Genomic DNA, 23,373 nt, shown 5'->3' on the forward strand with positions numbered 1-23,373 from the left:
GGAAGGATCTGGCGACGTCAGCACTTGGGGTCAAGCCGGTCGGCTGCCACTTTCGACGGACGACTTACCCGATCGATCGGTGCCGACGCTTGAGGCCCGCCCACCCGCGGCGTCAGCTTCCCTTTTTCTTGCGGTGCGTCTCGAGGTCGAGCACGGCATTGTCGCCGCCCTCGGGCAGCAGGCCGAGCCGGCGCGCAACCTCCTGATAGGCTTCGACTTCGCCGCCAAGGTCACGGCGGAAGCGATCCTTGTCGAGCTTTTCGTTCGTGGTCATGTCCCACAGGCGGCAGCCGTCGGGGCTGATTTCGTCGGCGAGGATAATGCGGCTATAATCCCCATCCCACAGGCGCCCGAATTCGAGCTTGAAGTCGATGAGGCGAATGCCGACCGCGGCGAACATGCCGCTCATGAAGTCATTGATGCGGATCGCCATGTCCTGAATGTCGTGAAGCTCGTCCTGGCTGCACCAGTTGAAGCAGGCGATATGCTCCTCGGCGACCAGCGGATCGCCGAGCGCGTCGTCCTTGTAACAATATTCGATCAGCGTGCGGGGAAGCTGGGTCCCCTCTTCGATCCCGAGCCGTTTCGACAATGTGCCAGCGGCAACATTGCGCACGATCACCTCGATCGGCACGATTTCGACCTGGCGGATCAATTGTTCGCGCATGTTGAGGCGGCGGATGAAGTGCGTCGGCACGCCGATGTTGCCGAGAAGCGTGAAGACATGCTCCGAAATCCGGTTGTTGAGCACGCCCTTGCCATTGATTGTCCCGCGCTTCTGCGCGTTGAACGCGGTCGCATCATCCTTGAAATACTGGATCAGCGTGCCCGGTTCAGGACCTTCGTAGAGGATCTTGGCTTTGCCTTCGTAGATCTGGCGGCGACGGGCCATGGCTTGGAACTTTCTGTCGGAACCAAATGAATGACCCCGGCGGAAGCGACTCAGGATGAACCGCGGCGCCGGGGCGATGCGGGGCGCTATAGCGGCAAAGTCACGGCACGTCATCCCCGGCGTCGTCAACGATCCGAACCATCGCGGCGGCGTGCCCTTACGTTTACGTCAACTAGAGCTTGCCTTCGTCTTTCGCCGCTTGCAACCTTGTGCGCAGTCAAGGAGAGAAGAATGAGCTACGACCAGATTCGCCTCGATCGCCACGAGGGCATCGCAGTGCTGACGCTGCACCGGCCGGACCGGATGAACGCCTTTACCACCCAGATGATGCAGGAAATCGTCGCCGCGCTCGACGAGTGCGACGCCGACGACGCGGTGCGCGCGGTGATTTTCACCGGTTCGGGCGAAAAGGCCTATTGCGCGGGCGCTGACCTCGGCGAAGGCGCCGCCACCTTCGATTACGACAAGCGCACCGACAAGGCGGCAACCCTGCCCGACGGCATACCGGCGAGCCCCGTTGCCGAGGATGGCACGATCGACTGGTCGCATCCGCTGATCCGCGATTCGGGCGGGCGCGTATCGATGCGGATCTTCGATGCGAAAAAGCCGGTGCTCGGCGCGATCAACGGGGCAGCGGTCGGCATCGGTGCAACGATGACCCTGTCGATGGACGCGCGGCTCGCCAGCGATACCGCGCGCTACGGCTTTGTTTTCGCGCGCCGCGGCATCGTCCCTGAAGCCGCCTCGAGCTGGTTCCTGCCGCGCCTCGTCGGCATCCAGACCGCGGTTGACTGGTGCTTCTCGGGCCGCCTGATCCCGGCTGCAGAGGCGCATGAGAAAGGCCTTGTCCAGTCAGTCCACGCGCCCGGCGAACTCATCGACGCTGCGATCGCAAAAGCCCATGAAATGACCGCAGACAGCGCCCCCGTCTCGGTCGCGCTCACCCGCCACATGTTGTGGCGCATGCTTGGTGCCCCACACCCGATGAGCGCTCACCGCTGGGACAGCCGCGCCATCTTCGCCCGTGGTCGCAGCCCGGATGCCGCGGAAGGCGTTACCAGCTTTCTTGAAAAGCGCGCGCCCCGCTTCACCGCGAGCGTCGCCAAGGATTACCCCTGGTTCGAAGAGTTCGAGGAGGCACCGCCCTATCGCTAATTAACCCGGCCCGCTTGACTCCGCACCGCCGCGCCCCAATCTCTCGGCCTCCCATATTCCCTCGATGAAAGGATGCCGAGATGACGATCGCGACCGGAGACAAGCTCCCCGAAGCCACGCTGGTGAAGGTGACCGAAAATGGTCCCGAGCAGGTGAACGCTGCGGAGTATTTCAAGGGCCGCAAGGTCGCGCTCTTTTCGGTACCGGGTGCCTTTACGCCCACCTGTTCGGCCAAACATCTGCCGGGCTTTGTCGAGAAGGCCGAGGAATTGAAGGCAAAGGGCATCGACGAAATCGCCTGCACCGCGGTCAACGACGCCTTCGTCCTTGGCGCATGGGGCAAGGCCGGCGGAGCCGACCAGATCACCATGCTCGCCGACGGCAACGGCGATTTCGCCAAGGCAGTAGGCCTCACGATGGACGGCAAGGCGTTCGGCATGGGGACCCGCGGCCAGCGCTATTCGATGGTCGTCAACGACGGTGTGGTCGAGCAGCTCAATGTCGAAGCGCCGGGCGAATTCAAGGTGTCGAGCGCGGACCACATGCTCGAGCAGCTCTAAGGCCTGATCTCCTGTGCGCAGGGCACGGGGGATTAGCCTCAAGTTTTGGGACGGGGCTTGCGGCGCAGCGCCGCAAGCCCCTTTCCGCCGGGCCCCCTGCGTCCCTTTCCCCCGGTCTTTGCGATGCCGGGAGGATCCTTTCCCCGCCCCTTCCCTTTTGTCACAATTTCGTGCAACAGCGTCGCGATGACATCCTCATCGCAAACCCCTGAAACCGCCGATCCCACCGCCCGTGTCGAGGAAATTCTCAACGAGCTCGAGAGCCGCTTCAAGGCGTCGGTCTCCGCACTCAAATCGGCGATCGCTGCCTATGTTCGCGATGGGACGCTCCCCCCAGCCGACGCTGCCTCGACGGGCCTGTTCGACTATCCGGCGCTGCGCCTGACCACGACGGGAGAGCAGCGTGCCGGACAAAAGGCCCATAACCTTGCCTTCGGTCAGTTCGAGCGTGCCGGCACCTATGTCACCACGGTGACGCGGCCCGACCTCTTTGCCGACTATCTGCGCGACCAGCTCACCCTGCTCGCGCGCCACTACGACCTCACCCTTGAAGTCACGCGCACCGGCCAGCAGATCCCCTTTCCCTACGTGCTCGATGCGAGCGACGGGTCGGACATGGGGAGCGTCACGCCGCTTGAGCTCGCGCGCCACTTCCCGACGACCGAACTTGCCGACATCGGCGACGAACTCGCTGACGGCCTGTTTGGCCAGGACCCCGCTGCGGACCAGCCGCTTGCACTCTTCGATGCGCTGCGCACCGACTTCAGCCTCGCGCGCCTCCGCCACTATACCGGTACCGCGCCCGAGCATTTCCAGCGCTATATCCTCTTCACCAACTATCACCGCTATGTCGACGAGTTCGTCGCATGGGCCGGAGCGCAGGTCGGACAGGGGCGCTACACCGCGCTCGCGGGAGCGGCGGGGCTCTATGTCGACCAGCCGGGCGTCAACGCGAGCGCGCTCGTCGCCGACAGTGCATGGCGGCGGCACCAGATGCCGGCCTATCACCTCATCGCGCCGGACGGCGGCGGCATCACGCTCGTCAACATCGGCGTCGGCCCGTCGAACGCCAAGACAATCTGCGACCATCTCGCTGTCCTTCGGCCCGAAGCATGGCTGATGATCGGCCACTGCGGCGGACTGCGCCCCAGCCAGCGCATTGGCGACTATGTTCTCGCCCACGCCTATCTGCGCGACGACCATATCCTCGACAGCGTTCTTCCCCCTGAAATCCCCATCCCCCCGATCGCCGAGGTGCAGCAAGCGCTTGCAAGCGCGGCAGGCGTGGTGTCGGGCGCGAGCGGCGCCGACCTCAAGAAGCGCATGCGCACCGGGACCGTTGTCACGACCGACGACCGCAATTGGGAACTGCGCTACACCGACAGCGCATTGCGCTTCTCGCAATCGCGCGCGATCGGCATCGACATGGAATCGGCGACGATCGCCGCGCAGGGCTACCGCTTCCGCGTCCCTTACGGCACCTTGCTGTGCGTCAGCGACAAGCCGCTTCACGGCGAACTCAAACTCCCCGGTCAGGCTAACCGCTTCTACGAGGAAGCGATCGCAGCGCATTTGCAGATCGGCATCCGCGCATGCGAAATGATGCGCGACGAAGGCGCGAAGCTCCACAGCCGCAAACTGCGTGCCTTCAACGAGCCGCCGTTCCGGTGACGAACGCGCCCGCCCTTTCGCGCTCGGTCGCAGGGCGTGTCGCGATCGTCACGGGCGCTGCGGGCGGGATGGGCCGCGCGACCGCGCTGCTGCTCGCGAGCGAGGGCGCAATGGTCGCGGTCACAGACCTCGATCTCGCCGCGTGCGAAGCCGTCGCAGCCGAGGCCGGACCCGATGCGCGCGCCTTCGCACTTGACGTCGCGGACGGCGCTGCGATCCAGCGCGTCGTCGGCGAGGTGGCGGCGCATTTCGGCCGCATTGACATCTTGATCAACAATGCCGGGGTCTCGAGCTTTGCCTCGCTCGAGGCTGGCGAGGAATATGAGGCGGTCTGGCACCGCGCGATCGCGGTGATGCTCACCGCGCATCAGCGCATGGTTCGGGCCGCGCTGCCGTTCCTGCGGCAAAGCGACGCCGCGCGCATCGTCAATATCGCCTCGACCGAGGGGCTCGGTGCAACGCCCGGAGACACGCCTTATGTTGCCGCGAAAACCGGCGTCACGGGGCTGACCCGCGGGCTCGCGGTCGACCTCGGCAGGGAGGGGATCACGGTCAACTGCATCTGCCCCGGTCCGATCCGCACCGGCATGACCGACGCCGTTCCAGAGGCAGACAAGGCGGTCTTCGCGAGGCGCCGCACGGCGCTTCGCCGCTATGGCGAGCCCGAAGAAGTGGCCCATGTGACGCTCAGCCTTGTGCTTCCCGCCTCCAGTTACATCACAGGTGCAATCATACCGGTCGACGGTGGACTGACGGCGCGTAACGCCTGAATATTGCCCGATTAATCTGCTGAATCCCCCGGATTCGCGCGATTTTCTGCCATTGGCGTCGATTAGCCAAGCCGTGCAAGGCGGTCGACGATCTGCGCAACCTCCACCCCTTCTGCGCGTAATTCTGTGCCGGAAGGGGCCATGTCGACTGCGGGACCCTGCCTAACGCATTTGAAGGAGTAGTGTATGGGAGCGGTTTCCAAGAGTTCAAGGCTGATGCTGCTGGCGATGCTGGCAGGGACGGCCTCGATGAGCCTCGCGGCGCAGGAGCAGGATGCGCCCGCCAGCGACAATGTGATCGTCAACGGACAGCTCATGCCCGATCTGTCACAAATGGCCAAAGGCCCCGAGATCGAAGGGATCATCTCGGCGCGCAGCGACGGCGCGATGCAGGTTACGGGCGCTGATGGGACAAATACGACAATCGCGCTTGCCGAGGGCACGAAAATCAAGAGTAGCGGCGGTTTCCTTGGCCTCGACAGCGACAAGCTTGCCGCCGATGCGCTGCTCAACGGTTTGCCGGTAAGCGTCGAAACGCTCCAGTGGGAAGGTGGGCTCGTGGCGAGCAAGATCGCTCTTAAGAGCAAGGATCTTCGCACCGCGTCAATGATCCACACTGGGACCAATCAGCGTTTCACCGCCCAGGAGGCCGCGACCGAGGCGCTGCGCGGCCGGGTGGGCGACATTGACCAGTATAATGTGAAGGGCACGACAAATGTGAACTTCGACACCGGGAAGGCTCTCCTCTCGGAACAGGCCAAGGCCGACCTTTGCGCTGCCGCGAGCCAGGCCGAGGCGATGGACAATGCGCTGCTGCTCGTTGTCGGCTACACCGACTCGACAGGGAGCCAGGAATTCAACCAGGTGCTCAGCGAAAAGCGGGCGGCGCGCGTCGTCAATCACCTCCAGCAGGCCTGCGGCTGGAAACCCTACCGGATGCTGACCCCGACCGGCATGGCCGAGGCCGATCCGGCGGCGGATAACAGCACGCCTGAAGGAAAGGCGCAGAACCGCCGCGTCGCGGTAAATATTCTCGTCAGCAAGGCTGTGGACGGCATTTAAAGCCGCCAATATCCAAATATTCCCCAGTTAACCTTGGCCCTTCCCGCCCATCGCGGGGAGGGCCATTTATATGTACATGCCCTCGCGCAAATTGATGCCATGCTCAATCCACACCTTGAGCGCACAGAGCATTTGCGACCAGCCTTGGCAATTGCCGTATGAGGCGCTGAGCGCCCCTTGGTTCTCGCGCCAGCCTTCCTCCGTGATCTCGACGAGGGTACGGCCATCGTCGAGCCCCTTGAAGCGCATCGTGACGCGCGTGCGGTAATTGGCCTCGACAAGCTCGCCGCCTTCGACATTGGGCGCTTCGCCTTCGTTCGCCTGCCATTCGAGAATGATTTTCTCGTCGGGAACGACCTCGATCACATGGACGGGGAAGGCACCGGGGTAGTCATGAAAGTCCCACTCGACCGTGGCGCCGGTCTCCAGCCGCCCTTTTGCGCCGCCGGTCGTGAAATAGTGCGAAAGCTGGCCGGGATCGGCCACCGCCTCGAACACCTCGTGCACCGGCTTCGCGATCCGGGCCGCAACTCGGAATTTCAGCTCCATCATCACTCTCCACTTGAGTCGGCTTCGATTATGTTATATATTTATAACATGTCAATCCATGATGACTATGACCGCGTCTTCAAGGCGCTCGCCCACGCGGTGCGGCGCCAGATTCTCGACGACCTCAAGGATCAGCCGCTCACCACCGGCACCTTGTGCGCGCATTTTCCGGACATCGACCGCTGCACCGTCATGCAGCATGTCAAGGTGCTCGAAGAGGCAGGACTCGTGATCGCCGAGCGCCGCGGCCGCGAGCGCTGGAACCACCTCAACGCGATGCCGATCCACGACATCCACGATCGCTGGATCGGCCCCCACGCCGCCGCGGCTGCATCGCGCCTGGCGCGGTTCAAGCGGGCAGTGGAAGCCAGGTAACGCGGAAGATGGCCCCTCGCCATTGCCAAGAAAAAGGGGCCGGAGAGTCGCCCCTCCAGCCCCATTCTTGACGGGCTTTCCCGATTACCAGCCGGACGGCTTGCCCTTATTCTGTTCGTCGAGCCACGTCTTGAGCGGTGCGAAATAGGCGGCCATCGCCTTGCCCGACATCTCGCGGCTTCCGGTAAATGCCTCGAGCGCGTCGGGCCAGGGCTTCGACGCGCCCATCTCGAGCATGGCATTGAGCTTCGCGCCCACTTTCTTGTTGCCGTAGAAGGAGCAGCGGTGGAGCGGCCCCTTCCACCCTGCTTGCTTGCATGCCGCCTCATAAAATTGGAACTGCAGGATGCGCGCGAGAAAATAGCGGGAATAAGGGGTATTGCCAGGGATATGATATTTGGCGCCCGGGTCGAAGGCGTCGGCCGGCCGCTCGCCGGGCGGGATGATGCCCTGGTACTGCTGGCGCAGGTCGGTCCAGGCCTTGTTGTAATCGGCCGGCTGGATCGTCCCGTCGAACACGCCCCAACGCCAACGGTCGACGAGCAAGCCAAAGGGCAGGAAGGCAACCTTGTCCATCGCCTGCCGCAGCAAAAGGCCAATATCCTTGTCGGCGCCCGGCACCTGCGCCTTGTCGAGCAGGCCGATGTCGACCAGATATTGCGGGGTGATCGACAGCGCGACGAAATCTCCGATCGCCTCGTGGAAGCCATCATTGGCGCCGTTCAAATAGAGGAACGGCTGCTTGTTGTACGCGCGCTGGTAATAATTGTGTCCAAGCTCGTGGTGGATTGTGACGAAATCGTCCGAATTCACCTTGGTGCACATCTTGATGCGGACGTCGTCCTTGTTGTCGATGTTCCAGGCCGAGGCGTGGCACACGACCTCGCGGTCGGCGGGCTTGACGAAAAGGCTGCGCTTCCAGAAGGTCTCGGGCAGCGGCGCGAAACCGAGCGAGGAATAAAAATTCTCGCCGGCCTTCACCATGTCGAGCGGCGTCTTGCCCTGGGCTTTCAGCAGATCGCCGATGTCATAGCCAAGGTCCCCGGAGCCCGCAGGCGCAACGAGCGGATAAATATTGCCCCATTCCTGCGCCCACATGTTGCCGAGCAGGTCAGCGCGGATCGGGCCCGTCTTGGGCTGTACCGCGTCGCCATATTTCTCGTTCAGTTTCCAGCGGACATAGGTGTGGAGCGCCAGGTAGAGCGGCTTCACTTCCTCCCAGAGCCGCTCGGTCGTCCTCGCAAATTCCTCCGGAGGCATGTCATAGCCCGAGCGCCACATCGCGCCGACGTCGCTGAAGCCCAGTTCCTTGGCGCCCTCGTTGGCGATGCCGACCATCTTGGCGTAATCGCGCTTCATCGGCGCACCGACATTGTCATGCCAGCTCGTCCACATCTCCGCGAACTGGGCGGGTGTGTGCTCGAGATTGCCCATCTCGGCCTCGATGTCGGAGCCCGCGATCGGCTTGCCGTCGAGCGTGCCCTTGCCCTTGCCATATTGCGACGAAAGATCGGTGGCGATCCGATTCAGTTCAGCCGCGGCCCCTTCCGTCGTGGGAGCTGGCAGCACGATGCCATTGCGCAATATGTCGAGCTTGCGCTTCGTATCCGCGCTCAGCCCCGGCACATCCCGGTACCTGGCGGCTTCGAGCGCATATTTCACCGCCTTCTCGGTCCCGATGGCGTTGATCCGCGCAGCCATTGCATCGGTGTCTTCGGTGATGAAATTATAATTGACCCAGTTCACCTGGCTCGCCTCGACCGTATAGTCGAACAGGTCCTTTTCGGCCGCGGCGATGAAGGCCTCGGCGTCGGCGGCCGTGGGAGCAGCCGCGGCTGCCGTCTCGGCGGGGGCGGTCTGGGCCATCACCGGGCTCGCGGCAAAGGCGAGCGATATCGCAAGCGACAGGGTCGAAATCATGGCTTTCATGGGGTGCGTCCTCTGGATGATCGTGGCGCTCTCTGGCGCGATGGCCACCAGTCTGGACCGCACGGCCAGTCCGGTCAAGCGGTGGCCAGGAAGTCCGCGATCGCCTCGCCGAGCGCGGGCTCGGTCACGCTCGACATGTGCGTGCCGGGGATCGTCGCGAGCCTGGCATCGGCCAGCGCCGCGACCAGCTCCTCGGCCGAGCCATTGTCATCGTCCTTGTCGCCGCAAACGACGAGCACCGGCATCGTCAGCGCCGCGAGCGCATCGGGGGCGGTGTCGGTAAAGCTGCCGAGCAGATGCCCGGCGGCGATGCGGTCGACCTTCATCGTCTTCATGAACTGGATCGAGAGCCAGGTATCGTCCCCGCGCTTTGCGCTTTCATATTCGGCGATGACGCGTTTGAAGAACGCCCCGCGACGCTGCCACCCGGCGAGCCCGGCAAGTCCCATGCCGCCGAGAATCAGCCGCCTGGGCGCCATCCCGGCAAGGACGGCGCGCACGCTGGTCCGGGCGCCGAGCGAAAAGCCTCCGAGGTCGAAATCGGAAAGACCAAGATGGGAGACCAGGTCTTCAAGGTCGTTGACGAGCACGTCGGGCGGATAATGCCCGACATCGTGCGGCGCGGCGCTTGACCCATGGACGCGAAGGTCGGGCATGATCACCCGAAAGCCCTCGGCCGCAATGCGTTCGGCGGTTCCGAACTTGATCCAGTTGACCTCCGCGCTCGAAAAAAGGCCGTGGAGCAGCACCACCGGCGCGCCCTCACCGGTCTCGCGCCACGCCAGCTGCACGCCGTCGCGCGCCTCGAAAAATTGTGCTGCTATCGTCATGGAGCGTTACTAGGCGCCGACACGGAGGCGGTGCAAGGCGCGAGTCAGCCTGGGCGAGCCTGCAGCCCCTTCTGCTCCATGCGCCAGCGCGCCATTTCGATCCGATCCTGCCCGAAGAAGGGCTCACCGTCGAAAACGAGCGTCGGCACCCCCCAGTGGCCCGCAATTTCAAGCGCGACCTGGTTGGCGGCGATTTCCGTATCGAGCGCCTCAGCGTCGTGTTCCGCCTCTGCATCGAGTTCGGCAAGGTCGAGCCCTGCACGTTTCGCGGCGCCGGCGAGATGGTCGCCAAGATGCCAGTCTTGCACTCCGCCCCAGATGAGCTGCGCCGCCTCATCACAAAAGGCGAGACTCTTGCCGCGGCGCGAAGCTGCCTGGCCAAGGCGAGTGAGGCGGTAGATATAGGGCTGCTCGGCAGCAATTTCCCGCGTCTTCACATTCTGGACAATCGGGTCCGGCCGCGGCGGCCCGAAGGGGATGCCGTGGAACTGCGCGACGCGGATCATGTCGCGCATCGTGTAGCTCAGCCAGTTGGGATGATTGCGCTCGAAAAAATCCGGCTGGCGGATCGCGAGCGGATAGACAGGGCGCAGGTTGATATCGAGCGCATGGCTCGCGGCGAGCGCGCGGTATCGACCGATCGCGAGATAGGAATAGGGCGATCGGAAAGACCAGAAGAGGTCGGCGGTGAGAGTCATAAAGGCCATCCTGCCCATATTGCGGCGGGGTGCAAGAGGCGTTGGTCCGCGCGCGCGGACCGTGGGGGCAAGCTTTATCTCAGAGCAGAGCTTGGTATTGATTATATAGCAATTGCTATTATATGCCACGCCATGAACGAGACCATCGGATTCCTGATGAACGATACCGCGCGGCTGTTCCGCCGCGCATTCAACGCGCGCACCAAAAGTAGCGGAGTGACCGCGCTTCAGTGGCGGCTCATCAGCTATCTGAAGCGGCACGAGGGCATCCGGCAGGGCCCGCTCGCCGAATTGATCGAAGTCGAGCCGATCACCCTCTCGCGCATGGTCGATCGGCTGGCCGAGGCGGGGCTGGTCGAGCGCCGCGCTGATCCCGCCGACCGCCGCGCGTGGCAGCTCCACCTGACGCCCCGCGCGCGCGACCTTCTCGAGGTCATGCGACAGACGACCGACCGGCTGAACGAAGAAGCCACGGAAGGACTGAGCGATGCCGAGCGGACGCAGCTGATCGCGCTTGTCGGGCGCATCCGGTGCAATCTGTCACGTCGCGACGCGACCAACGAGACTGAAGCAAAGGCCCCAGCATGACCGAGCTCTCCCCTCCCCGTCCCAAGGCCGAAGAAGCCAAGCCGCCACGCGCTGTCCCCAAGGCAGACCCGGTGCCGCCCGCGCCCGCCGCATCTGCGCGCCCCCAAGACGACGCCAAACCCAGCTGGCGCACCCGCGCCCTCATGTTCGGCGTTCCAGCAGCGCTCGCGGTCGCCGGCGGCGTCTGGTGGCTTACGAGCGGCGGGTCGGTTTCGACCGACAACGCCTATGTCCAGATGGACAAGGTTTCGGTCGCGGCCGAAGTCGGCGGACTGATCACCGAGGTCGCCGTGCGCGAGGGTCAGGAAGTTAAGGCAGGAGACCTGCTCTTCCGCATCGACGGGCAGCCCTATAAATTGACGGTCGCGCAGGCGGGCGCGGCAATCGACGCTGCCAAGGTCGATGTCGGCAATCTCTCGGCCAGCCTCGCCGCAACACAGGTCAGCATCAAGGCGGCCCAGGAAGACATTGCCTTTGCAGAGGCGAATTTCCAGCGGCAGGCTGCGCTCATGGACAAGGGATTCACGACAAAGGCCGCCTATGACGCCGCGAAACACGCGGTCGAACAGGCGCGAGCGCGCCTCGCGCAGGCCAGAGCCGACGCGGCCGAAGCCCGCGCAAAGCTCGCGACAGGCGCGAGCGGCACCAATCCGCAGGTCGCGGCCGCGCGCGTCCAGCGCGCGCAGGCCGAGGTCGATCTGGGCCGCACGGAGGTCCGCGCGCCGAGCGCGGGCCGGGTTGCCGAATCGGACCGGTTGCAGGTCGGCCAGATGATGGTCGCGGGGTTGCCCGCGGTCACCTTGGTCGACACAGCGCACCCATGGGTCGAGGCCAATTTCAAGGAAACCGACCTTGCTGACATGTGCGTCGGCCAGCCGGCCGAAATGCGCTTCGACGCCTATCCGGGGCTCGTCGTGCGCGGCCACGTCCAGACGATCGGCGCCGGAACCGGGAGCGAATTTTCGGTGCTGCCCGCCCAGAATGCGACGGGCAACTGGGTCAAGGTAACCCAGCGCGTCCCCGTTCGCATCGCGTTCGACGAAGTACCAAGGCGTGCGATGATTGCCGGCCTGTCGACCGAGGTAAAGGTGATCACGTCGGGCGGCTGCAAGTAGACGGCGGCCGACCATGGCCAGCCGCGCCTTTTCCCGCCACAGCGCGCCCGCCGCGACCCGCGTCCAAGCCGATCGGCCGCTCCACGAGCAGGTCCGTTACCGCGGCCTGCTGACCGTTGCGGTCATGGGCGCCTCGGTCATGCAGATCCTCGACACGACGATCGCCAATGTCGCCATTCCGCATATGCAGTCGAGTCTCGGCGCAACAAGCGAGACGGTGAACTGGGTTCTGACGAGCTATATCATTGCCTCGGCCGTCGCGATGCCGATCACCGGCTGGCTTGCCGACCGCATTGGGCGCCGCACCCTCTTCCTTGCCTCGGTCATCGGTTTCATCATCACGTCGATGGCCTGCGGCGCAGCCCAGAACCTCGAGGAAATGGTGGCCTTCCGCTTCCTCCAGGGAGTCAGCGCCGCCTTCATTGGCCCGCTGTCGCAATCGGTGATGCTCGATATCAATCCGCCCGAGCGCCATGCCCGCGCGATGTCGATCTGGGGCATGGGGATCATGGTTGGTCCGATCATGGGGCCGATCCTGGGCGGCTGGCTGACCGAATCGGCTAGCTGGCGCTGGGTCTTTTACGTCAATCTGCCGGTGGGGCTCGCGACGCTTGCGCTCATGTGGGCGCTGCTGCCCGCGACGCCGCGTCTCGGCCGCAAGTTCGACCTGTTCGGTTTTTCGATGCTCGCCCTCGGGCTCGCTGCGCTGCAGCTGATGCTCGACCGCGGGGCGCAGAAAGACTGGTTCGACAGCGCCGAGATATGGATCGAAACCGGGTTCGCCGCCGCCTGTTTGTGGATGTTCTTCGTTCACCTCCTGACCGGGCGCAACACGCTGTTCGACCGCAAGATGCTCGCCGACCGCAACCTGCTCACCGCGCTCGGCTTCATGGTGGTGATCGGCATCGTCATGTTCTCATCGATGGCACTGCTCCCGCCGATGCTCCAGCGGTTGTTCGGCTGGCCGGTGATCGACACCGGCTGGGTGCTCGCGGTGCGCGGCATCGGTATCTTTGTCAGCATGTCGATTGCCGGGCAGTTGCTGGGGCGGATCGACGCACGCTGGCTGGTCGGCTCGGGGCTGCTGATCGCCGCCTACTCGCTTTACCAGATGAGCCAATGGTCGTTGATGATGGGCGCCTGGCCGGTCGTGATCAGCGGTCTGGTTCAGGGGCTCGGCATGGGGCTGATCTTCATCCCGCTCAACACAATGGCCTTTGCAACACTGAGAGCCGCATACCGCACCGATGGTGCAAGCTTGCTCAACCTCGTGCGCAGTGTCGGCGCGTCGGTGGGGATTTCGGTGGTAACAACGCTGCTCGGCGCGAACACCCAGCGCAGCCATGAGGATTTGGCCGCGCATATCACGAGCAGCGCAGTCCCGCTGATCGACCCCTCGACTTCCGACCGCCTGGGCGCACTCGGCGCGAGCGCGATGGCCATGGTGAACGCGGAGATCAACCGGCAGGCGGCGATGGTCGCCTATATCGACGACTTCTGGGCCATGATGTGGGTGACATTGCTCTCGGTGCCGCTCGTCATGCTGCTGCGCCCGCCTGCGCGCGGCGCCCCGAAGGCGTCGGCAGCGGATCTGGGGCATTAACCGCGGCACCTTGCTGCCACCTCCCCATCGCTACGCGCGACAGAGGATAGGAACGCTTCGGCTTCGAATGCGATTGCATTTCTGGCGCGCCGGCTAGCAAAAATAAATCCGCGCAAGATTTGCGAAAGCGACCAACGTGAAAAGGCCCCCGATCCAACGCAGCGCTATTACGCCTCTGTCACTCATCCGCGACTGTCCCAGGCCCAGGACGAGGATCATTCCGCGGGGAAAATTGCGATAAGCGCAAACCAGAGGATCGCGCCCGCGTAAAAAACCTTATCGGGAAGCGGAAGCATCACTCAGACCTCGCCGGTCTTGAGGCGAGGCCTTCTCCTCCATGGCGCCGGAGGGCGCGCGGGAGAGCCCCGATCAGAAGAGCCCCGAGCGCAGCGAGGGCCATATCCTTTTGCGCGTCCCAGATGTCGCCCTGCTGGCCGTTGTAGCGATCCGCCGTCTCACCCGCCGCGACGATCGTCAGCAGCCATTCGAAAATCTCGTACAGACACGACAGCGAAAGTACCCAGCCGGCCGCCGCGAGCACCGCGCCGCGCCGCGACAGGCCCCCGTAGCGCCGCGCGATCTCCGTCACTGGGCTCATCGAGAGAAGGCCGAAGCTGAAATGGACGAAGCGGTCGTAATGATTGCGTGTCCAGCCGAACGTCTCCGATAATCCGCGACCGGTCAACGCGCGCGACCATTCGTCATAGGGGACATTGCTGTAGACATAACGCCCGCCAAGCGTGTGCAGCGCAAAAAACAGGATGATGCATGCAAACGCCGGCGTTGAGAGCGGCCACCGCCTGAGCAGCCAGGGCGCAGCGATAAGCAGCAGCGCGGTCGGAAGGTGCTGAAGCGGCGCGATGGCGGGATAGGGCTGATCGAACTGGGCTAGAAGGAGAAGCGCAAGGAGCAGGCCGAGAAAAAGGCCCTGGCTGGGCGGAATGGGACGGAGACGCGAAAACACCTCCGTGTTTAACCGTTCGCATCGAGCGAAGTCGAGGTGGCTTGAAAGCCGCGACGACGCACGTCTCGACCTCGCTCGGCACGAACGGACCCTGTGTCCGCAGGCTTACCCCTTCTTGAGATGCCGGCGGCCGAGGAGTTCGGCGATCTGCACGGCATTGAGCGCCGCACCCTTGCGGAGATTGTCGCTGACGCACCAGAGGTTGAGGCCGTTTTCGATCGTCGGGTCTTCACGGACGCGGCTGATGAAGGTCGCAAAGTCGCCGACACATTCGACGGGAGTGGTGTAACCGCCATCCTCGCGCTTGTCGTGAAGCACGACGCCGGGAGCCTCGCGCAGGATGCGCTGCGCCTCCTCAGCCGACAGCTCGTCCTCGAGTTCGATATTGATCGCCTCGGAGTGACCGACGAACACCGGTACACGCACGCAGGTCGCGGTGACCTTGATCTTGGGGTCGAGGATCTTCTTCGTTTCGACGACCATCTTCCACTCTTCCTTCGTCGAGCCGTCGTCGAGGAACTTGTCGATGTGGGGGATGACGTTGAAGGCGATCTGCTTGGTGAACTTCTGCACGTCCTTTTCATCGCCGACGAAGATCTGGCGCGTCTGGTTCCAAAGTTCGTCCATGCCGGCCTTGCCCGCGCCCGACACCGACTGATAGGTCGCAACGACGACGCGCTTGATCGTCGCGGCGTCGTGGAGCGGCTTCAGCGCGACGACCATCTGCGCGGTCGAGCAATTGGGGTTCGCGATAATGTTGCGCGCCTTGTAGCCGTCGATCGCATCGGGATTCACCTCGGGCACGATCAGCGGCACATCGGGGTCCATCCGGTAAAGCGACGAATTGTCGATGACGACGCAGCCCGCCGCCGCTGCCTTGGGCGCATGGATGGCGGTCGCGTCGCTGCCGATGGCGAAGATCGCCATGTCCCAGCCGCTCCAATCGAAGTTCTCGATATTCTGGCATTTCACGGTACGACCGGTGTCGCCGATCTCGACCGCTTCGCCCTGGCTGCGCGACGAGGCGACAGCGGCGAGTTCGGCGATCGGAAATTCACGCTCGGCGAGGATGGCGAGGACTTCGCGTCCGACGTTGCCCGTCGCACCCGCGACGACGATCCGGTAACCCATGAATTTGTCCTTTGATGCTGATGTCTGAAATGAAAAACGACCGGTTTCGCGCTTTGGCGGAACCGGTCGTTTTGGAAAGCTGTTTCGGCTTTGTAGGGAGAAAGCTCTCCTTAGCCTTCGCCGGCTTCCGACCGGTAATCGCGGCGCTCCGCAATACGCGCCGATTTACCGGTGCGGCCCCGCAGATAGTAGAGCTTCGCACGGCGGACGGCGCCCTTGCGGACGACGGTAATGCTGTCGATGTTCGGCGAGTAGAGCGGGAAAACACGCTCGACGCCCTCACCGAACGACAGTTTGCGCACGGTGAAATTCGAGCCCATTCCCTTGTTCGAGCGAGCGATGCACACGCCCTCGAAATTCTGAACGCGGGTGCGTTCGCCTTCAACGACGCGCACGCCGACACGCAGCGTGTCGCCGGGACGGAAGGTCGGAATGTCTTTGCCAGCCTTGGCGATTTCTTCGGCTTCGATCGTCTGGATGAGGTTCATGGCCCCTGGTCCTTCTTCTGTTGCCGCGCGCCAGAGGCAGGTCGGTCCCGAGCGCCCTCATGGCGCTCCCAAAGGTCCGGCCTGCGTAACCGTGTGTCCTCTTCCGCCCTTTGTTTCCGCCAGGCGGCGATCTTCGCATGATCCCCCGATCGCAGCACTTCGGGGATCGTGCGCCCTTCCCATGTGACAGGTCGGGTATAATGCGGATACTCGATCAAACCATTCTCGAACGATTCGTCGTCTCCGCTAGAAGCCGCGCCCATTACGCCGGGAAGCAGCCGAATGCAAGCGTCGAGAAGCAACAGCGCCGCCATCTCTCCGCCCGATAGAACGAGGTCGCCCATCGACAATTGTTCGATCGGCCGCGCCTCGAAAATGCGTTCGTCGAATCCTTCGAAGCGGCCGCAGAGAATGATCGCGCCGGGACCCTCCGCAAGCCCGCGCACCCGCGCCTGGGTGATGGGCGCCCCGCGCGGCGTCATCGCAAGCAAGGGCAGCCCCGGATAGGCGGCGACCGCATGATCGATGGCCCGGCCCAGCACATCGGCCTTCAGTACCATCCCCGCGCCCCCGCCAGCGGGCGTGTCGTCAACGGTGCGGTGCCGGTCGATCGCAAAATCGCGGATCTGCACCGGCGCACAGGCCCATGTCCCGCTCTCCAGCGCGCGTCCCGCCATGCTGTGTCCCAGCGGCCCCGGGAACATGTCGGGATAAAGCGTGAGGGGGACAGCGGTGAAGGTCATCGGTGCCTGCTCCCAACACTGAGCGAAGCAACAAAGGCGGCCGCGCCAAACGATAACAGCGCGGCCGCAAGTCCTATCATCGAGGCCATCATCACCATGCTGCAAGCGTCGACCCCGCATCTCTCTGGCGCCGTCAAGCCCGTGATGAGGGAATGAAGGAAAGCAAAGACAAGGAGTGCAGCCAGGGGTCCTGGAACAAATGAGGCAGACAGAAACACAATGCGCCTTCTAGACCAGCGCGGACGGAATCTGGCGAGACCATAGCCCAATATTCCGGACGAGATCGTGGATCCCAGCAGCAGCAGGATGAAAACCCGGCCATCTGACATCGCTTGCAGTCCTTTCTTGGCTCCGCTGCCGACGCGTCGTCGCCTCATGGCAGCGGCCGCCATAGCGCCTCGGGCAGGATGTGGCGATCCTTCTCGATCTCGGCGTGCAGCCATTCGCGGAAGCGTTCGATCTTCCTCACCCCGACCCGGTTTTCGCGATGAACAAGCCACATGCCCGATGCCTCCGAGACGTAGAGCGTATCGAAGGGCTGGACGAGGCGCCCGCTCGCCAGTTCGGCCCGCCAATAGAGCGGCGTCATCATCGCGACGCCGAAACCCGCCTGCACGGCGCTCGCTTCCTGCAACTGACTGTCGAGCTCGATCCCGCGCCGCGACGGAGCCGGCGGCGTTGCGACGCCAGCGGCGGCGAACCAGTCCGCCCACCAGCTGTCGTTTGGAGCGAGCCGCTGGACGCGCAGGAGGTCAGCGGGCTCGCGGATTCCGTGCTCCTCGATGAAGGCGGGCGAAGCGATAGGCGCCAGATACTGGCGCATCAGGAAATCGGCGCGCAGCCCCGGCCAATGCCCCCGCCCGATGCGGATTGCGACATCGACATTCGACGCATCGAAATCCACAAGCACGTTGCTCATCGCCATGCGCACCGCAAGATCGGGATATTGAAGCTGGAAACTGCCGATCCGCGCGCTGAGCCACGTCCCCCCGAAACTGGTGGCGGCATTGATGGTCAGCACCTCAGCCTCATCGCTGTCGAGCGATGCGAAAGCATCGTCCATCGAGGCGAACGCGGCGCGGATTGCGGGAAGCAGTCGCTCTCCCGTTTCAGAAAGCCGCACGCGGCCTTTCTCCCGAACGAACAGCGCATGTCCGAGCCGGTTTTCCAATTGGCGAACCTGATAGCTGACCGCGGCCTGCGTCATCCCGAGCTCCTCGGCAGCGCGCGAGAAATTCTCCAGCCTTCCAGCGGCTTCGAAGGCTCTGATGGCGGCAAGGGGCGGTAGTCTGGACACGAGCTCCCTATAAGCTGCGCTTATGATCTTCGGCAAAGCTTTTGTTGGCCCGATCGCCGCGCGAGGCGCATTGAGGGGGCACCCCACGAGCAGGAGGCGATCGATGATGGACGAAATGTGGATGCGCGGCTGGACCGAGAATCACGGGCGCTTCAGCGCCGATCTCGATCGCGGCATTTCCCAGGTTGCGCAGGCGTGGCGGAACTGGCGTGCACGCGGCGCGCGTCCTGCCGCCCCCTCCAAGCCCCGTGCCGGGGCGCACTGAGACGGACGGAAATCGTGTCGACCGTGCCGCTGCGCGCAAGCTGCGCGCCGGCCGCTCACCCTTGCGGCGCGATTTCCGTCCAACCTCTGCCGGATGACTTTATTCGGCGAAAGCCGCCGTCACGATGATCCCCCCATCGCTCCATTCGGGCACCGCTTGCGGGGTCATCGGCACCATGAAGCGCGTCGCCCGCCGGCCCGGTTCGGAGGGTCGCTCGATCTCGAGAATGTCTCCCGCACCGAAATTCTCGACGGCAACGACGGTGCCGAGCGCCTCGCCTTCGGTGGAGGTGCAGGAAAGGCCGATAAGATCGTGATGATAATATTCGCCAGGGCCAAGCGGCGGGAGCGCCGAGCGGGGCACGGTGAGCAGCGTCCCGCGCAGCGCCTCGGCCGCCGCGCGGTCAGTCACTTCGGCGAAGCGCGCGACGGCGCCCTGGTTCGCGGGGCGAACCGATAGCAGCGTCAGCTTGCGGGTGCCGGCGTCGAAGGTGGAAAAGGCGCGCAAGGCGTCCGCGCCTTCCCCGAACAATTTGAGGCGGACCTCGCCCCGCACCCCGTGCGCGCCAGCAATGGCGGCAAGGGTGACAGGGCGGTCGGCGTGCGCCAAGGCTTAGCCTTCGGCCTTTTCTTCGCCAGCCTCTTCGGCCACCGGGCCGCCTTCGGCGACTTCTTCGGCGATCGCAGCGGCGTCCTCGGCGGTCGCTTCGGCCGGAACCTCTTCTGCCACGGCGTCGGCGACGGCTTCGGCAGTCTCTTCGCTCTTCACCGAGCCGGTCGCGTCGGACTCGGCAGCTTCGGGAGCTGCCGGCTCTTCGGCGGGAGCTTCTTCAGCCGGAGCAGCGGCAGCTTCCTTCGCGGCCTCTTCGGCCTCGGCCAGCTTTGCAGCCTTTTCTTCGGCGCGTTCCTTGGCCTTCTCGCCCGGCTCGCCCTTCTTGGGATTGCTGCGCGCGGCGCGTTCCTTGAGGCCCGCGGCATCGAGGAAGCGGGCAACACGGTCGGTCGGCTGGGCGCCGACCGAGAGCCAGTGTGCGGCACGCTCGGTGTCAAGCTTGACGCGCTCCGGATTGTCCTTGGCGAGCAGCGGGTTGTAGCTGCCGATGCGCTCGATGAAGCGGCCGTCGCGCGGGCTGCGCGAGTCGGCGACGACAATCTTGTAATAGGGGCGCTTTTTCGAACCGCCGCGCGAAAGGCGAATTGAGGTAGCCATGATAATATCCTTCTAGTCTGAACTGGTTGTCTTGGGTTATTTCTTCTTATTCAACATATTAGCGAGATCGGGCGGTATCGCTCCACCGCCGAGCCCGGGAAGACCGCCCATGCCGCCGCCCCCAAGGCCGGGCACGCCGGGAATTCCGCCGCCCTTGCCGAACAGCGCGCCGAGCCCCTTCAGTCCGCCCATCTTGCGGATGCGCTTCATCGCGGTCGACATTTCCTGGTGCATTTTCAGCACCTTGTTTACCTGCTGCACACTGGTTCCCGAGCCATTGGCGATGCGGATCTTGCGCTTGGCGTTGATGATTTCGGGCCTCGCGCGCTCCTTCGGGGTCATCGAGCTCATGATCGCATCGAAGTGGACGAGCATCTTGTCGTCGGCACCGCTCTGCGCCATCGCGGCCTGCGCCTTCTTCAGGCCGGGAATCATGCCGGCGAGCGCACCAATTCCGCCCATGCGGCGCATCTGGTTCAATTGCGTGCGAAGATCGTCGAGGTCGAACTGACCTTTCGCCATCTTCTTCGCCATCGCCTCGGCCTCTTCGGCCTGGATCGTCTCGGCAGCGCGCTCCACGAGGCTGACAACGTCCCCCATACCGAGGATGCGGCCTGCGATGCGCGAGGGCTGGAAAAGTTCAAGACCGTCGAGTTTCTCACCGGTACCGGCAAATTTGATCGGTCTTCCCGTAACGGCGCGCATCGACAGCGCGGCACCGCCGCGCGCATCGCCGTCCATGCGGGTAAGCACCACGCCGGTGAGCGGGACCTGGTCGGTGAAGCGCTGCGCGACCTGAACCGCGTCCTGGCCTGTCAGGCTATCGACGACGAGCAAGGTCTCGGCGGGATTCGCTGCGCGCGACACCGCCTGCATCTCGTCCATCAGCTGCTGGTCGACGTGGAGGCGGCCCGCGGTGTCGAGCATCAGCACGTCAAAGCCCTGAAGCTTCGCGGCCTGCATTGCGCGCTGCGCGATTTCGACCGGCTGCTGTCCGGCAATGATCGGGAGCGTCGCGACATCGATCTGCTGACCGAGAACCGCAAGTTGCTCCTGCGCGGCAGGGCGATGGACGTCGAGCGACGCCATCAGCACCTTCTTGCGCTCCTTATCCTTCAGGCGCTTCGCGATCTTCGCGGTGGTGGTCGTCTTACCCGAACCCTGAAGACCGACCATCATGATGACCGCGGGCGGCGTGACGTTGAGATCAAGCTCGGCGGTTTCGGAGCCGAGCATCTCGGTCAGCGCGTCGCTGACGATCTTGACCACCTGCTGACCCGGCGTGACCGAGCGCAGGACATTCTGCCCGACCGCAAGTTCGGTCACCTGATCGACGAAACTGCGTACGACGGGCAGCGCCACATCGGCTTCGAGAAGCGCGATTCGAACTTCGCGCATCGCGGCGCGCACATCGGCCTCAGTCAGCGCGCCGCGGCCGCGGAGCTTCCCGAAAACATCGCCAAGCCGATTGCTCAGACTGTCGAACATGTGGCCCAAAATCCCTTCTGACAGGCCGCAACGCAAAAGACGCCGGTGAGCGAAACCTCGCCAACCAGCGGCTATCCGTGGACAGATTTTCCGTCGCGGATGTCGATATGCCCGCCCGCAAGATGCGGCCGAACGGGGCGCCCTTACGGGAAAGCGGGCAAGAAGGCAAGTCTGCGCAATCCCGCATGTCGCAAGGTCATGGGCACCGGTTCTCACTTAACGCAAATTTCACGCCTTCGGGTGCAAGGAGGGACGACTGTGGGGACATAGCAATGAGAGCCGAAACGATCGTGCCGAAGGAATGGGATCGCAGCGAGGGGGCCAAACGCGACATCGTTGCAGGCGGCATCGTCATCGCCGCCATTCTTCTGTTCGTCGGCACGGGCAGCAGTGTGATGCAATCGGTGGTGCGCACGCTCGCGGGAGTGAGTGGCGGCACCGATCGGGTGCTCGCGGCAACCCTGATCCTCAATATCGCGCTGATCCTGTTTGGCTGGCGGCGTTACGACGACCTCAACCGCGAGATTCGTGAGCGCACCCTTGCCGAGAAGCGGGCGCGTTTCCTTGCCGATACCGACCCCCTCACAGGCTATCTCAACCGGCGTGCCCTGCTCGCCGCCGGCCCCTCGCTGGTCGCAGCAGCGGCGGCCGAAAAGCGCCATGTCGCATTGCTGCTCCTCGACCTTGATCATTTCAAGACGGTGAACGACATCCATGGTCATGTCGCAGGCGATCATGTGCTGCAGGTTGCAGCTGAGCGGATCACTGCTATCCTGCCCCCGAACGCAACCAAGGCGCGGCTTGGCGGCGACGAGTTCGTCGCGATGATCGCGTTCGAACCCGCCGCGCGGCACCAGATCGACGCATTGGCCGCAGCGCTTGTTGCCGCGCTCGAAGAGCCGGTCGAATATGAAGGCCAGCAGATCCGGATCGGCAGTTCGCTCGGCATCGCTCTTGCAACGGGGCAAAATGCGACAATGGAAATGCTCGTGCGCCAGGCCGACATCGCCATGTATCACGGCAAGGAGAAGGGCCGGAACCGCCATATCTGGTTCGAACCCGGCATGGAAATGGCCATGCAGGCCCGCAATCAGATTGAGACAGGCATCCGCAACGGCATGCCGCGCGGCGAATTTGTTCCGCATTTCGAACCGCAGGTCGACATCGCGAGCGGACGGCTCGTCGGCTTCGAGATGCTGATGCGATGGGATTCGCCCGAGCACGGCATGATCCCGCCCGAACGCTTCATCCCGGTTGCCGAAGAAAGCGGGTTGATCGGCGAGTTGTCGCTGCGCGTCATTCGCGACGCCATGGAGATTGCCAGGGGCTGGGACCCATCGATCTTCCTGGCGGTCAACATCTCGCCCCAGCAACTGAAAGACCCCTGGTTCAGCCAGAAGCTGACCAAGCTCCTGGTCGAAACGGGATTTCCTGCAAGCCAGCTCGAAGTCGAGATCACCGAAAGCTCCTTGTTTGAAAATCTCCCGCTGGTGCGTTCGATTGTCACCAGCCTCAAGAATCAGGGCGTTTCGCTTGCGCTTGACGATTTTGGTACCGGCTATAGTTCGCTTTCGCACCTGCGCGCATTGCCGTTCGACCGGATCAAGATCGACAAGAGCTTCGTCGCGGCGATGCGCGGAAGCGCCGATGCGCAGGCGATTGTCGTTGCAATCGTACGGCTTGGCGAAAGCCTTGGCATGCCGATCACAGCCGAGGGGGTCGAGGATGCCGCAACCGCGACCGAGCTCACACGGCTCGGCTGCGCGAAGGGTCAAGGCTGGCATTATGGCCGCGCGATGTCGGCTGCGGATACCGCCCATATGCTCGCCGAGCGCGGTCTCCTGCGGACACCGCTGACGGCCCCGAAGGCTCCCGGAGACGAAAGCGCCGAGTTGCGCAAATCGGCATAGGCGCGTCGCGCCCGGTGTCGGAAAAGAAGAGCTGGCGAGCCAGCCCCGCCTCGCTAGACTTCCCGCCTGCGCGCCCTTACA

General features: G+C 63.9%; 24 protein-coding genes. 11 read left to right on the forward strand and 13 right to left on the reverse strand.

The window, feature by feature from the left end:
• Positions 1-112: 112 nt before the first annotated feature.
• The gene (gene purC / locus LH20_RS16165; protein ID WP_053555117.1) at positions 113-892 is read right to left on the reverse strand and encodes a phosphoribosylaminoimidazolesuccinocarboxamide synthase; all 780 of its coding nucleotides are present in this window, start codon (positions 890-892) and stop codon (positions 113-115) included.
• A 231-nt stretch (positions 893-1,123) separates the two neighbouring features.
• Between purC and LH20_RS16170 the strand changes: the two genes are divergently transcribed.
• The 5 genes from LH20_RS16170 to LH20_RS16190 all read left to right on the forward strand — a co-directional run bounded on the left by LH20_RS16170 (position 1,124) and on the right by LH20_RS16190 (position 6,110).
• Entirely contained in the window at positions 1,124-2,047 is a 924-nt protein-coding gene (locus tag LH20_RS16170) for a crotonase/enoyl-CoA hydratase family protein (protein WP_053555118.1), read from the forward strand.
• Between the two features lie 80 nt (positions 2,048-2,127).
• A complete protein-coding gene (locus tag LH20_RS16175; protein ID WP_053555119.1) occupies positions 2,128-2,607 on the forward strand; it encodes a peroxiredoxin in 480 nt (159 codons plus the stop codon).
• Positions 2,608-2,793: 186 nt separating this feature from the next.
• On the forward strand, positions 2,794-4,278 hold the full coding sequence (locus tag LH20_RS16180; RefSeq protein ID WP_053556330.1) for an AMP nucleosidase: 1,485 nt from the start codon (positions 2,794-2,796) through the stop codon (positions 4,276-4,278).
• Positions 4,275-5,048, forward strand: coding sequence for an SDR family NAD(P)-dependent oxidoreductase (locus LH20_RS16185; protein ID WP_053555120.1), 774 nt, complete (start codon positions 4,275-4,277; stop codon positions 5,046-5,048). Before LH20_RS16180 ends, LH20_RS16185 begins: the two co-directional genes overlap by 4 nt.
• Before the next feature lie 186 nt (positions 5,049-5,234).
• Positions 5,235-6,110 carry an OmpA family protein gene (locus tag LH20_RS16190; protein ID WP_053555121.1) on the forward strand — a complete coding sequence of 292 codons (876 nt, stop codon included), beginning with the start codon at positions 5,235-5,237 and terminating at the stop codon, positions 6,108-6,110.
• 66 nt (positions 6,111-6,176) lie between these two features.
• Here LH20_RS16190 and LH20_RS16195 read toward each other — a convergent pair whose 3' ends face one another.
• A complete protein-coding gene (locus LH20_RS16195; protein WP_053555122.1) occupies positions 6,177-6,659 on the reverse strand; it encodes an SRPBCC family protein in 483 nt (160 codons plus the stop codon).
• A gap of 48 nt (positions 6,660-6,707) precedes the next feature.
• On the opposite strand from LH20_RS16195, the gene LH20_RS16200 reads away from it, so the two are divergent.
• Entirely contained in the window at positions 6,708-7,034 is a 327-nt protein-coding gene (locus LH20_RS16200; protein ID WP_053556331.1) for an ArsR/SmtB family transcription factor, read from the forward strand.
• A gap of 84 nt (positions 7,035-7,118) precedes the next feature.
• Here the strand turns inward: LH20_RS16200 and LH20_RS16205 are convergent, their stop codons facing one another.
• The 3 genes from LH20_RS16205 to LH20_RS16215 all read right to left on the reverse strand — a co-directional run bounded on the left by LH20_RS16205 (position 7,119) and on the right by LH20_RS16215 (position 10,491).
• Positions 7,119-8,963, reverse strand: a complete 1,845-nt coding sequence (locus LH20_RS16205; RefSeq protein ID WP_053555123.1) for a M2 family metallopeptidase — start codon at positions 8,961-8,963, stop codon at positions 7,119-7,121.
• Between the two features lie 74 nt (positions 8,964-9,037).
• Positions 9,038-9,793: an alpha/beta fold hydrolase gene (locus LH20_RS16210; RefSeq protein WP_053555124.1), complete on the reverse strand. Its 756-nt coding sequence runs from the start codon at positions 9,791-9,793 to the stop codon at positions 9,038-9,040.
• A 44-nt stretch (positions 9,794-9,837) separates the two neighbouring features.
• Positions 9,838-10,491 (reverse strand): 2-hydroxychromene-2-carboxylate isomerase, encoded by a 654-nt coding sequence (locus LH20_RS16215; protein ID WP_053555125.1) that lies wholly within the window; start codon positions 10,489-10,491, stop codon positions 9,838-9,840.
• Between the two features lie 132 nt (positions 10,492-10,623).
• On the opposite strand from LH20_RS16215, the gene LH20_RS16220 reads away from it, so the two are divergent.
• Genes LH20_RS16220 through LH20_RS16230 form a run of 3 tightly spaced genes read left to right on the forward strand, consistent with a single transcriptional unit; the run spans position 10,624 to position 13,797 of the window.
• Positions 10,624-11,079, forward strand: coding sequence for a MarR family winged helix-turn-helix transcriptional regulator (locus LH20_RS16220; RefSeq protein WP_053555126.1), 456 nt, complete (start codon positions 10,624-10,626; stop codon positions 11,077-11,079).
• Complete coding sequence (locus LH20_RS16225) at positions 11,076-12,194, forward strand: HlyD family secretion protein (protein ID WP_053555127.1); 1,119 nt, start codon at positions 11,076-11,078, stop codon at positions 12,192-12,194. Before LH20_RS16220 ends, LH20_RS16225 begins: the two co-directional genes overlap by 4 nt.
• A 13-nt stretch (positions 12,195-12,207) precedes the next feature.
• Positions 12,208-13,797 carry a DHA2 family efflux MFS transporter permease subunit gene (locus LH20_RS16230; protein WP_053555128.1) on the forward strand — a complete coding sequence of 530 codons (1,590 nt, stop codon included), beginning with the start codon at positions 12,208-12,210 and terminating at the stop codon, positions 13,795-13,797.
• A gap of 295 nt (positions 13,798-14,092) precedes the next feature.
• On the opposite strand, the gene LH20_RS16235 is transcribed toward LH20_RS16230, so the two are convergent.
• From LH20_RS16235 to LH20_RS16260, 5 genes are all read right to left on the reverse strand, one after another.
• Positions 14,093-14,761 (reverse strand): DUF2238 domain-containing protein, encoded by a 669-nt coding sequence (locus LH20_RS16235; protein WP_053555129.1) that lies wholly within the window; start codon positions 14,759-14,761, stop codon positions 14,093-14,095.
• Between the two features lie 105 nt (positions 14,762-14,866).
• The gene (locus LH20_RS16240) at positions 14,867-15,892 is read right to left on the reverse strand and encodes an aspartate-semialdehyde dehydrogenase (RefSeq protein WP_053555130.1); all 1,026 of its coding nucleotides are present in this window, start codon (positions 15,890-15,892) and stop codon (positions 14,867-14,869) included.
• Between the two features lie 110 nt (positions 15,893-16,002).
• On the reverse strand, positions 16,003-16,380 hold the full coding sequence (gene rplS / locus LH20_RS16245) for a 50S ribosomal protein L19 (RefSeq protein WP_053555131.1): 378 nt from the start codon (positions 16,378-16,380) through the stop codon (positions 16,003-16,005).
• Positions 16,377-17,123 carry a tRNA (guanosine(37)-N1)-methyltransferase TrmD gene (trmD, locus tag LH20_RS16250; protein WP_053555132.1) on the reverse strand — a complete coding sequence of 249 codons (747 nt, stop codon included), beginning with the start codon at positions 17,121-17,123 and terminating at the stop codon, positions 16,377-16,379. Before trmD ends, rplS begins: the two co-directional genes overlap by 4 nt.
• Positions 17,124-17,496: 373 nt before the next feature.
• Positions 17,497-18,420, reverse strand: a complete 924-nt coding sequence (locus LH20_RS16260) for a LysR substrate-binding domain-containing protein (protein ID WP_053555134.1) — start codon at positions 18,418-18,420, stop codon at positions 17,497-17,499.
• Positions 18,421-18,523: 103 nt separating this feature from the next.
• On the opposite strand from LH20_RS16260, the gene LH20_RS23570 reads away from it, so the two are divergent.
• Positions 18,524-18,685, forward strand: a complete 162-nt coding sequence (locus tag LH20_RS23570; RefSeq protein WP_158501156.1) for a hypothetical protein — start codon at positions 18,524-18,526, stop codon at positions 18,683-18,685.
• 99 nt (positions 18,686-18,784) lie between these two features.
• Here the strand turns inward: LH20_RS23570 and rimM are convergent, their stop codons facing one another.
• The 3 genes from rimM to ffh are packed head-to-tail and all read right to left on the reverse strand — an operon-like array spanning position 18,785 to position 21,382.
• Positions 18,785-19,294 carry a ribosome maturation factor RimM gene (gene rimM / locus LH20_RS16265; RefSeq protein WP_053555135.1) on the reverse strand — a complete coding sequence of 170 codons (510 nt, stop codon included), beginning with the start codon at positions 19,292-19,294 and terminating at the stop codon, positions 18,785-18,787.
• Positions 19,295-19,297: 3 nt separating this feature from the next.
• Positions 19,298-19,894 carry a 30S ribosomal protein S16 gene (gene rpsP / locus LH20_RS16270; RefSeq protein WP_053555136.1) on the reverse strand — a complete coding sequence of 199 codons (597 nt, stop codon included), beginning with the start codon at positions 19,892-19,894 and terminating at the stop codon, positions 19,298-19,300.
• Positions 19,895-19,930: 36 nt separating this feature from the next.
• Entirely contained in the window at positions 19,931-21,382 is a 1,452-nt protein-coding gene (ffh, locus tag LH20_RS16275; RefSeq protein WP_053555137.1) for a signal recognition particle protein, read from the reverse strand.
• A 272-nt stretch (positions 21,383-21,654) separates the two neighbouring features.
• Between ffh and LH20_RS16280 the strand changes: the two genes are divergently transcribed.
• Entirely contained in the window at positions 21,655-23,292 is a 1,638-nt protein-coding gene (locus tag LH20_RS16280) for a putative bifunctional diguanylate cyclase/phosphodiesterase (protein ID WP_053555138.1), read from the forward strand.
• The last annotated feature ends 81 nt before the right edge of the window (positions 23,293-23,373 follow it).

Origin of the sequence: Sphingopyxis sp. 113P3, from assembly GCF_001278035.1 — a bacterium.
Classification (GTDB): domain Bacteria; phylum Pseudomonadota; class Alphaproteobacteria; order Sphingomonadales; family Sphingomonadaceae; genus Sphingopyxis.

Excerpts from the sequence above, each read along its gene's own strand:
- LH20_RS16190 (WP_053555121.1), top strand. The coding sequence starts at position 5,235 with ATGGGAGCGGTTTCCAAGAGTTCAAGGCTGATGCTGCTGGCGATGCTG.
- LH20_RS23570 (WP_158501156.1), top strand. The coding sequence starts at position 18,524 with ATGATGGACGAAATGTGGATGCGCGGCTGGACCGAGAATCACGGGCGC.
- LH20_RS16220 (WP_053555126.1), top strand. The coding sequence starts at position 10,624 with ATGAACGAGACCATCGGATTCCTGATGAACGATACCGCGCGGCTGTTC.
- LH20_RS16180 (WP_053556330.1), top strand. The coding sequence starts at position 2,794 with ATGACATCCTCATCGCAAACCCCTGAAACCGCCGATCCCACCGCCCGT.
- LH20_RS16205 (WP_053555123.1), bottom strand. The coding sequence starts at position 8,963 with ATGAAAGCCATGATTTCGACCCTGTCGCTTGCGATATCGCTCGCCTTT.
- trmD (WP_053555132.1), bottom strand. The coding sequence starts at position 17,123 with ATGACCTTCACCGCTGTCCCCCTCACGCTTTATCCCGACATGTTCCCG.
- LH20_RS16240 (WP_053555130.1), bottom strand. The coding sequence starts at position 15,892 with ATGGGTTACCGGATCGTCGTCGCGGGTGCGACGGGCAACGTCGGACGC.
- rpsP (WP_053555136.1), bottom strand. The coding sequence starts at position 19,894 with ATGGCTACCTCAATTCGCCTTTCGCGCGGCGGTTCGAAAAAGCGCCCC.
- LH20_RS16215 (WP_053555125.1), bottom strand. The coding sequence starts at position 10,491 with ATGACTCTCACCGCCGACCTCTTCTGGTCTTTCCGATCGCCCTATTCC.
- rplS (WP_053555131.1), bottom strand. The coding sequence starts at position 16,380 with ATGAACCTCATCCAGACGATCGAAGCCGAAGAAATCGCCAAGGCTGGC.
- LH20_RS16175 (WP_053555119.1), top strand. The coding sequence starts at position 2,128 with ATGACGATCGCGACCGGAGACAAGCTCCCCGAAGCCACGCTGGTGAAG.
- purC (WP_053555117.1), bottom strand. The coding sequence starts at position 892 with ATGGCCCGTCGCCGCCAGATCTACGAAGGCAAAGCCAAGATCCTCTAC.
- LH20_RS16280 (WP_053555138.1), top strand. The coding sequence starts at position 21,655 with ATGAGAGCCGAAACGATCGTGCCGAAGGAATGGGATCGCAGCGAGGGG.
- LH20_RS16200 (WP_053556331.1), top strand. The coding sequence starts at position 6,708 with ATGTCAATCCATGATGACTATGACCGCGTCTTCAAGGCGCTCGCCCAC.
- LH20_RS16195 (WP_053555122.1), bottom strand. The coding sequence starts at position 6,659 with ATGGAGCTGAAATTCCGAGTTGCGGCCCGGATCGCGAAGCCGGTGCAC.
- LH20_RS16230 (WP_053555128.1), top strand. The coding sequence starts at position 12,208 with ATGGCCAGCCGCGCCTTTTCCCGCCACAGCGCGCCCGCCGCGACCCGC.
- LH20_RS16170 (WP_053555118.1), top strand. The coding sequence starts at position 1,124 with ATGAGCTACGACCAGATTCGCCTCGATCGCCACGAGGGCATCGCAGTG.
- LH20_RS16225 (WP_053555127.1), top strand. The coding sequence starts at position 11,076 with ATGACCGAGCTCTCCCCTCCCCGTCCCAAGGCCGAAGAAGCCAAGCCG.
- ffh (WP_053555137.1), bottom strand. The coding sequence starts at position 21,382 with ATGTTCGACAGTCTGAGCAATCGGCTTGGCGATGTTTTCGGGAAGCTC.
- LH20_RS16210 (WP_053555124.1), bottom strand. The coding sequence starts at position 9,793 with ATGACGATAGCAGCACAATTTTTCGAGGCGCGCGACGGCGTGCAGCTG.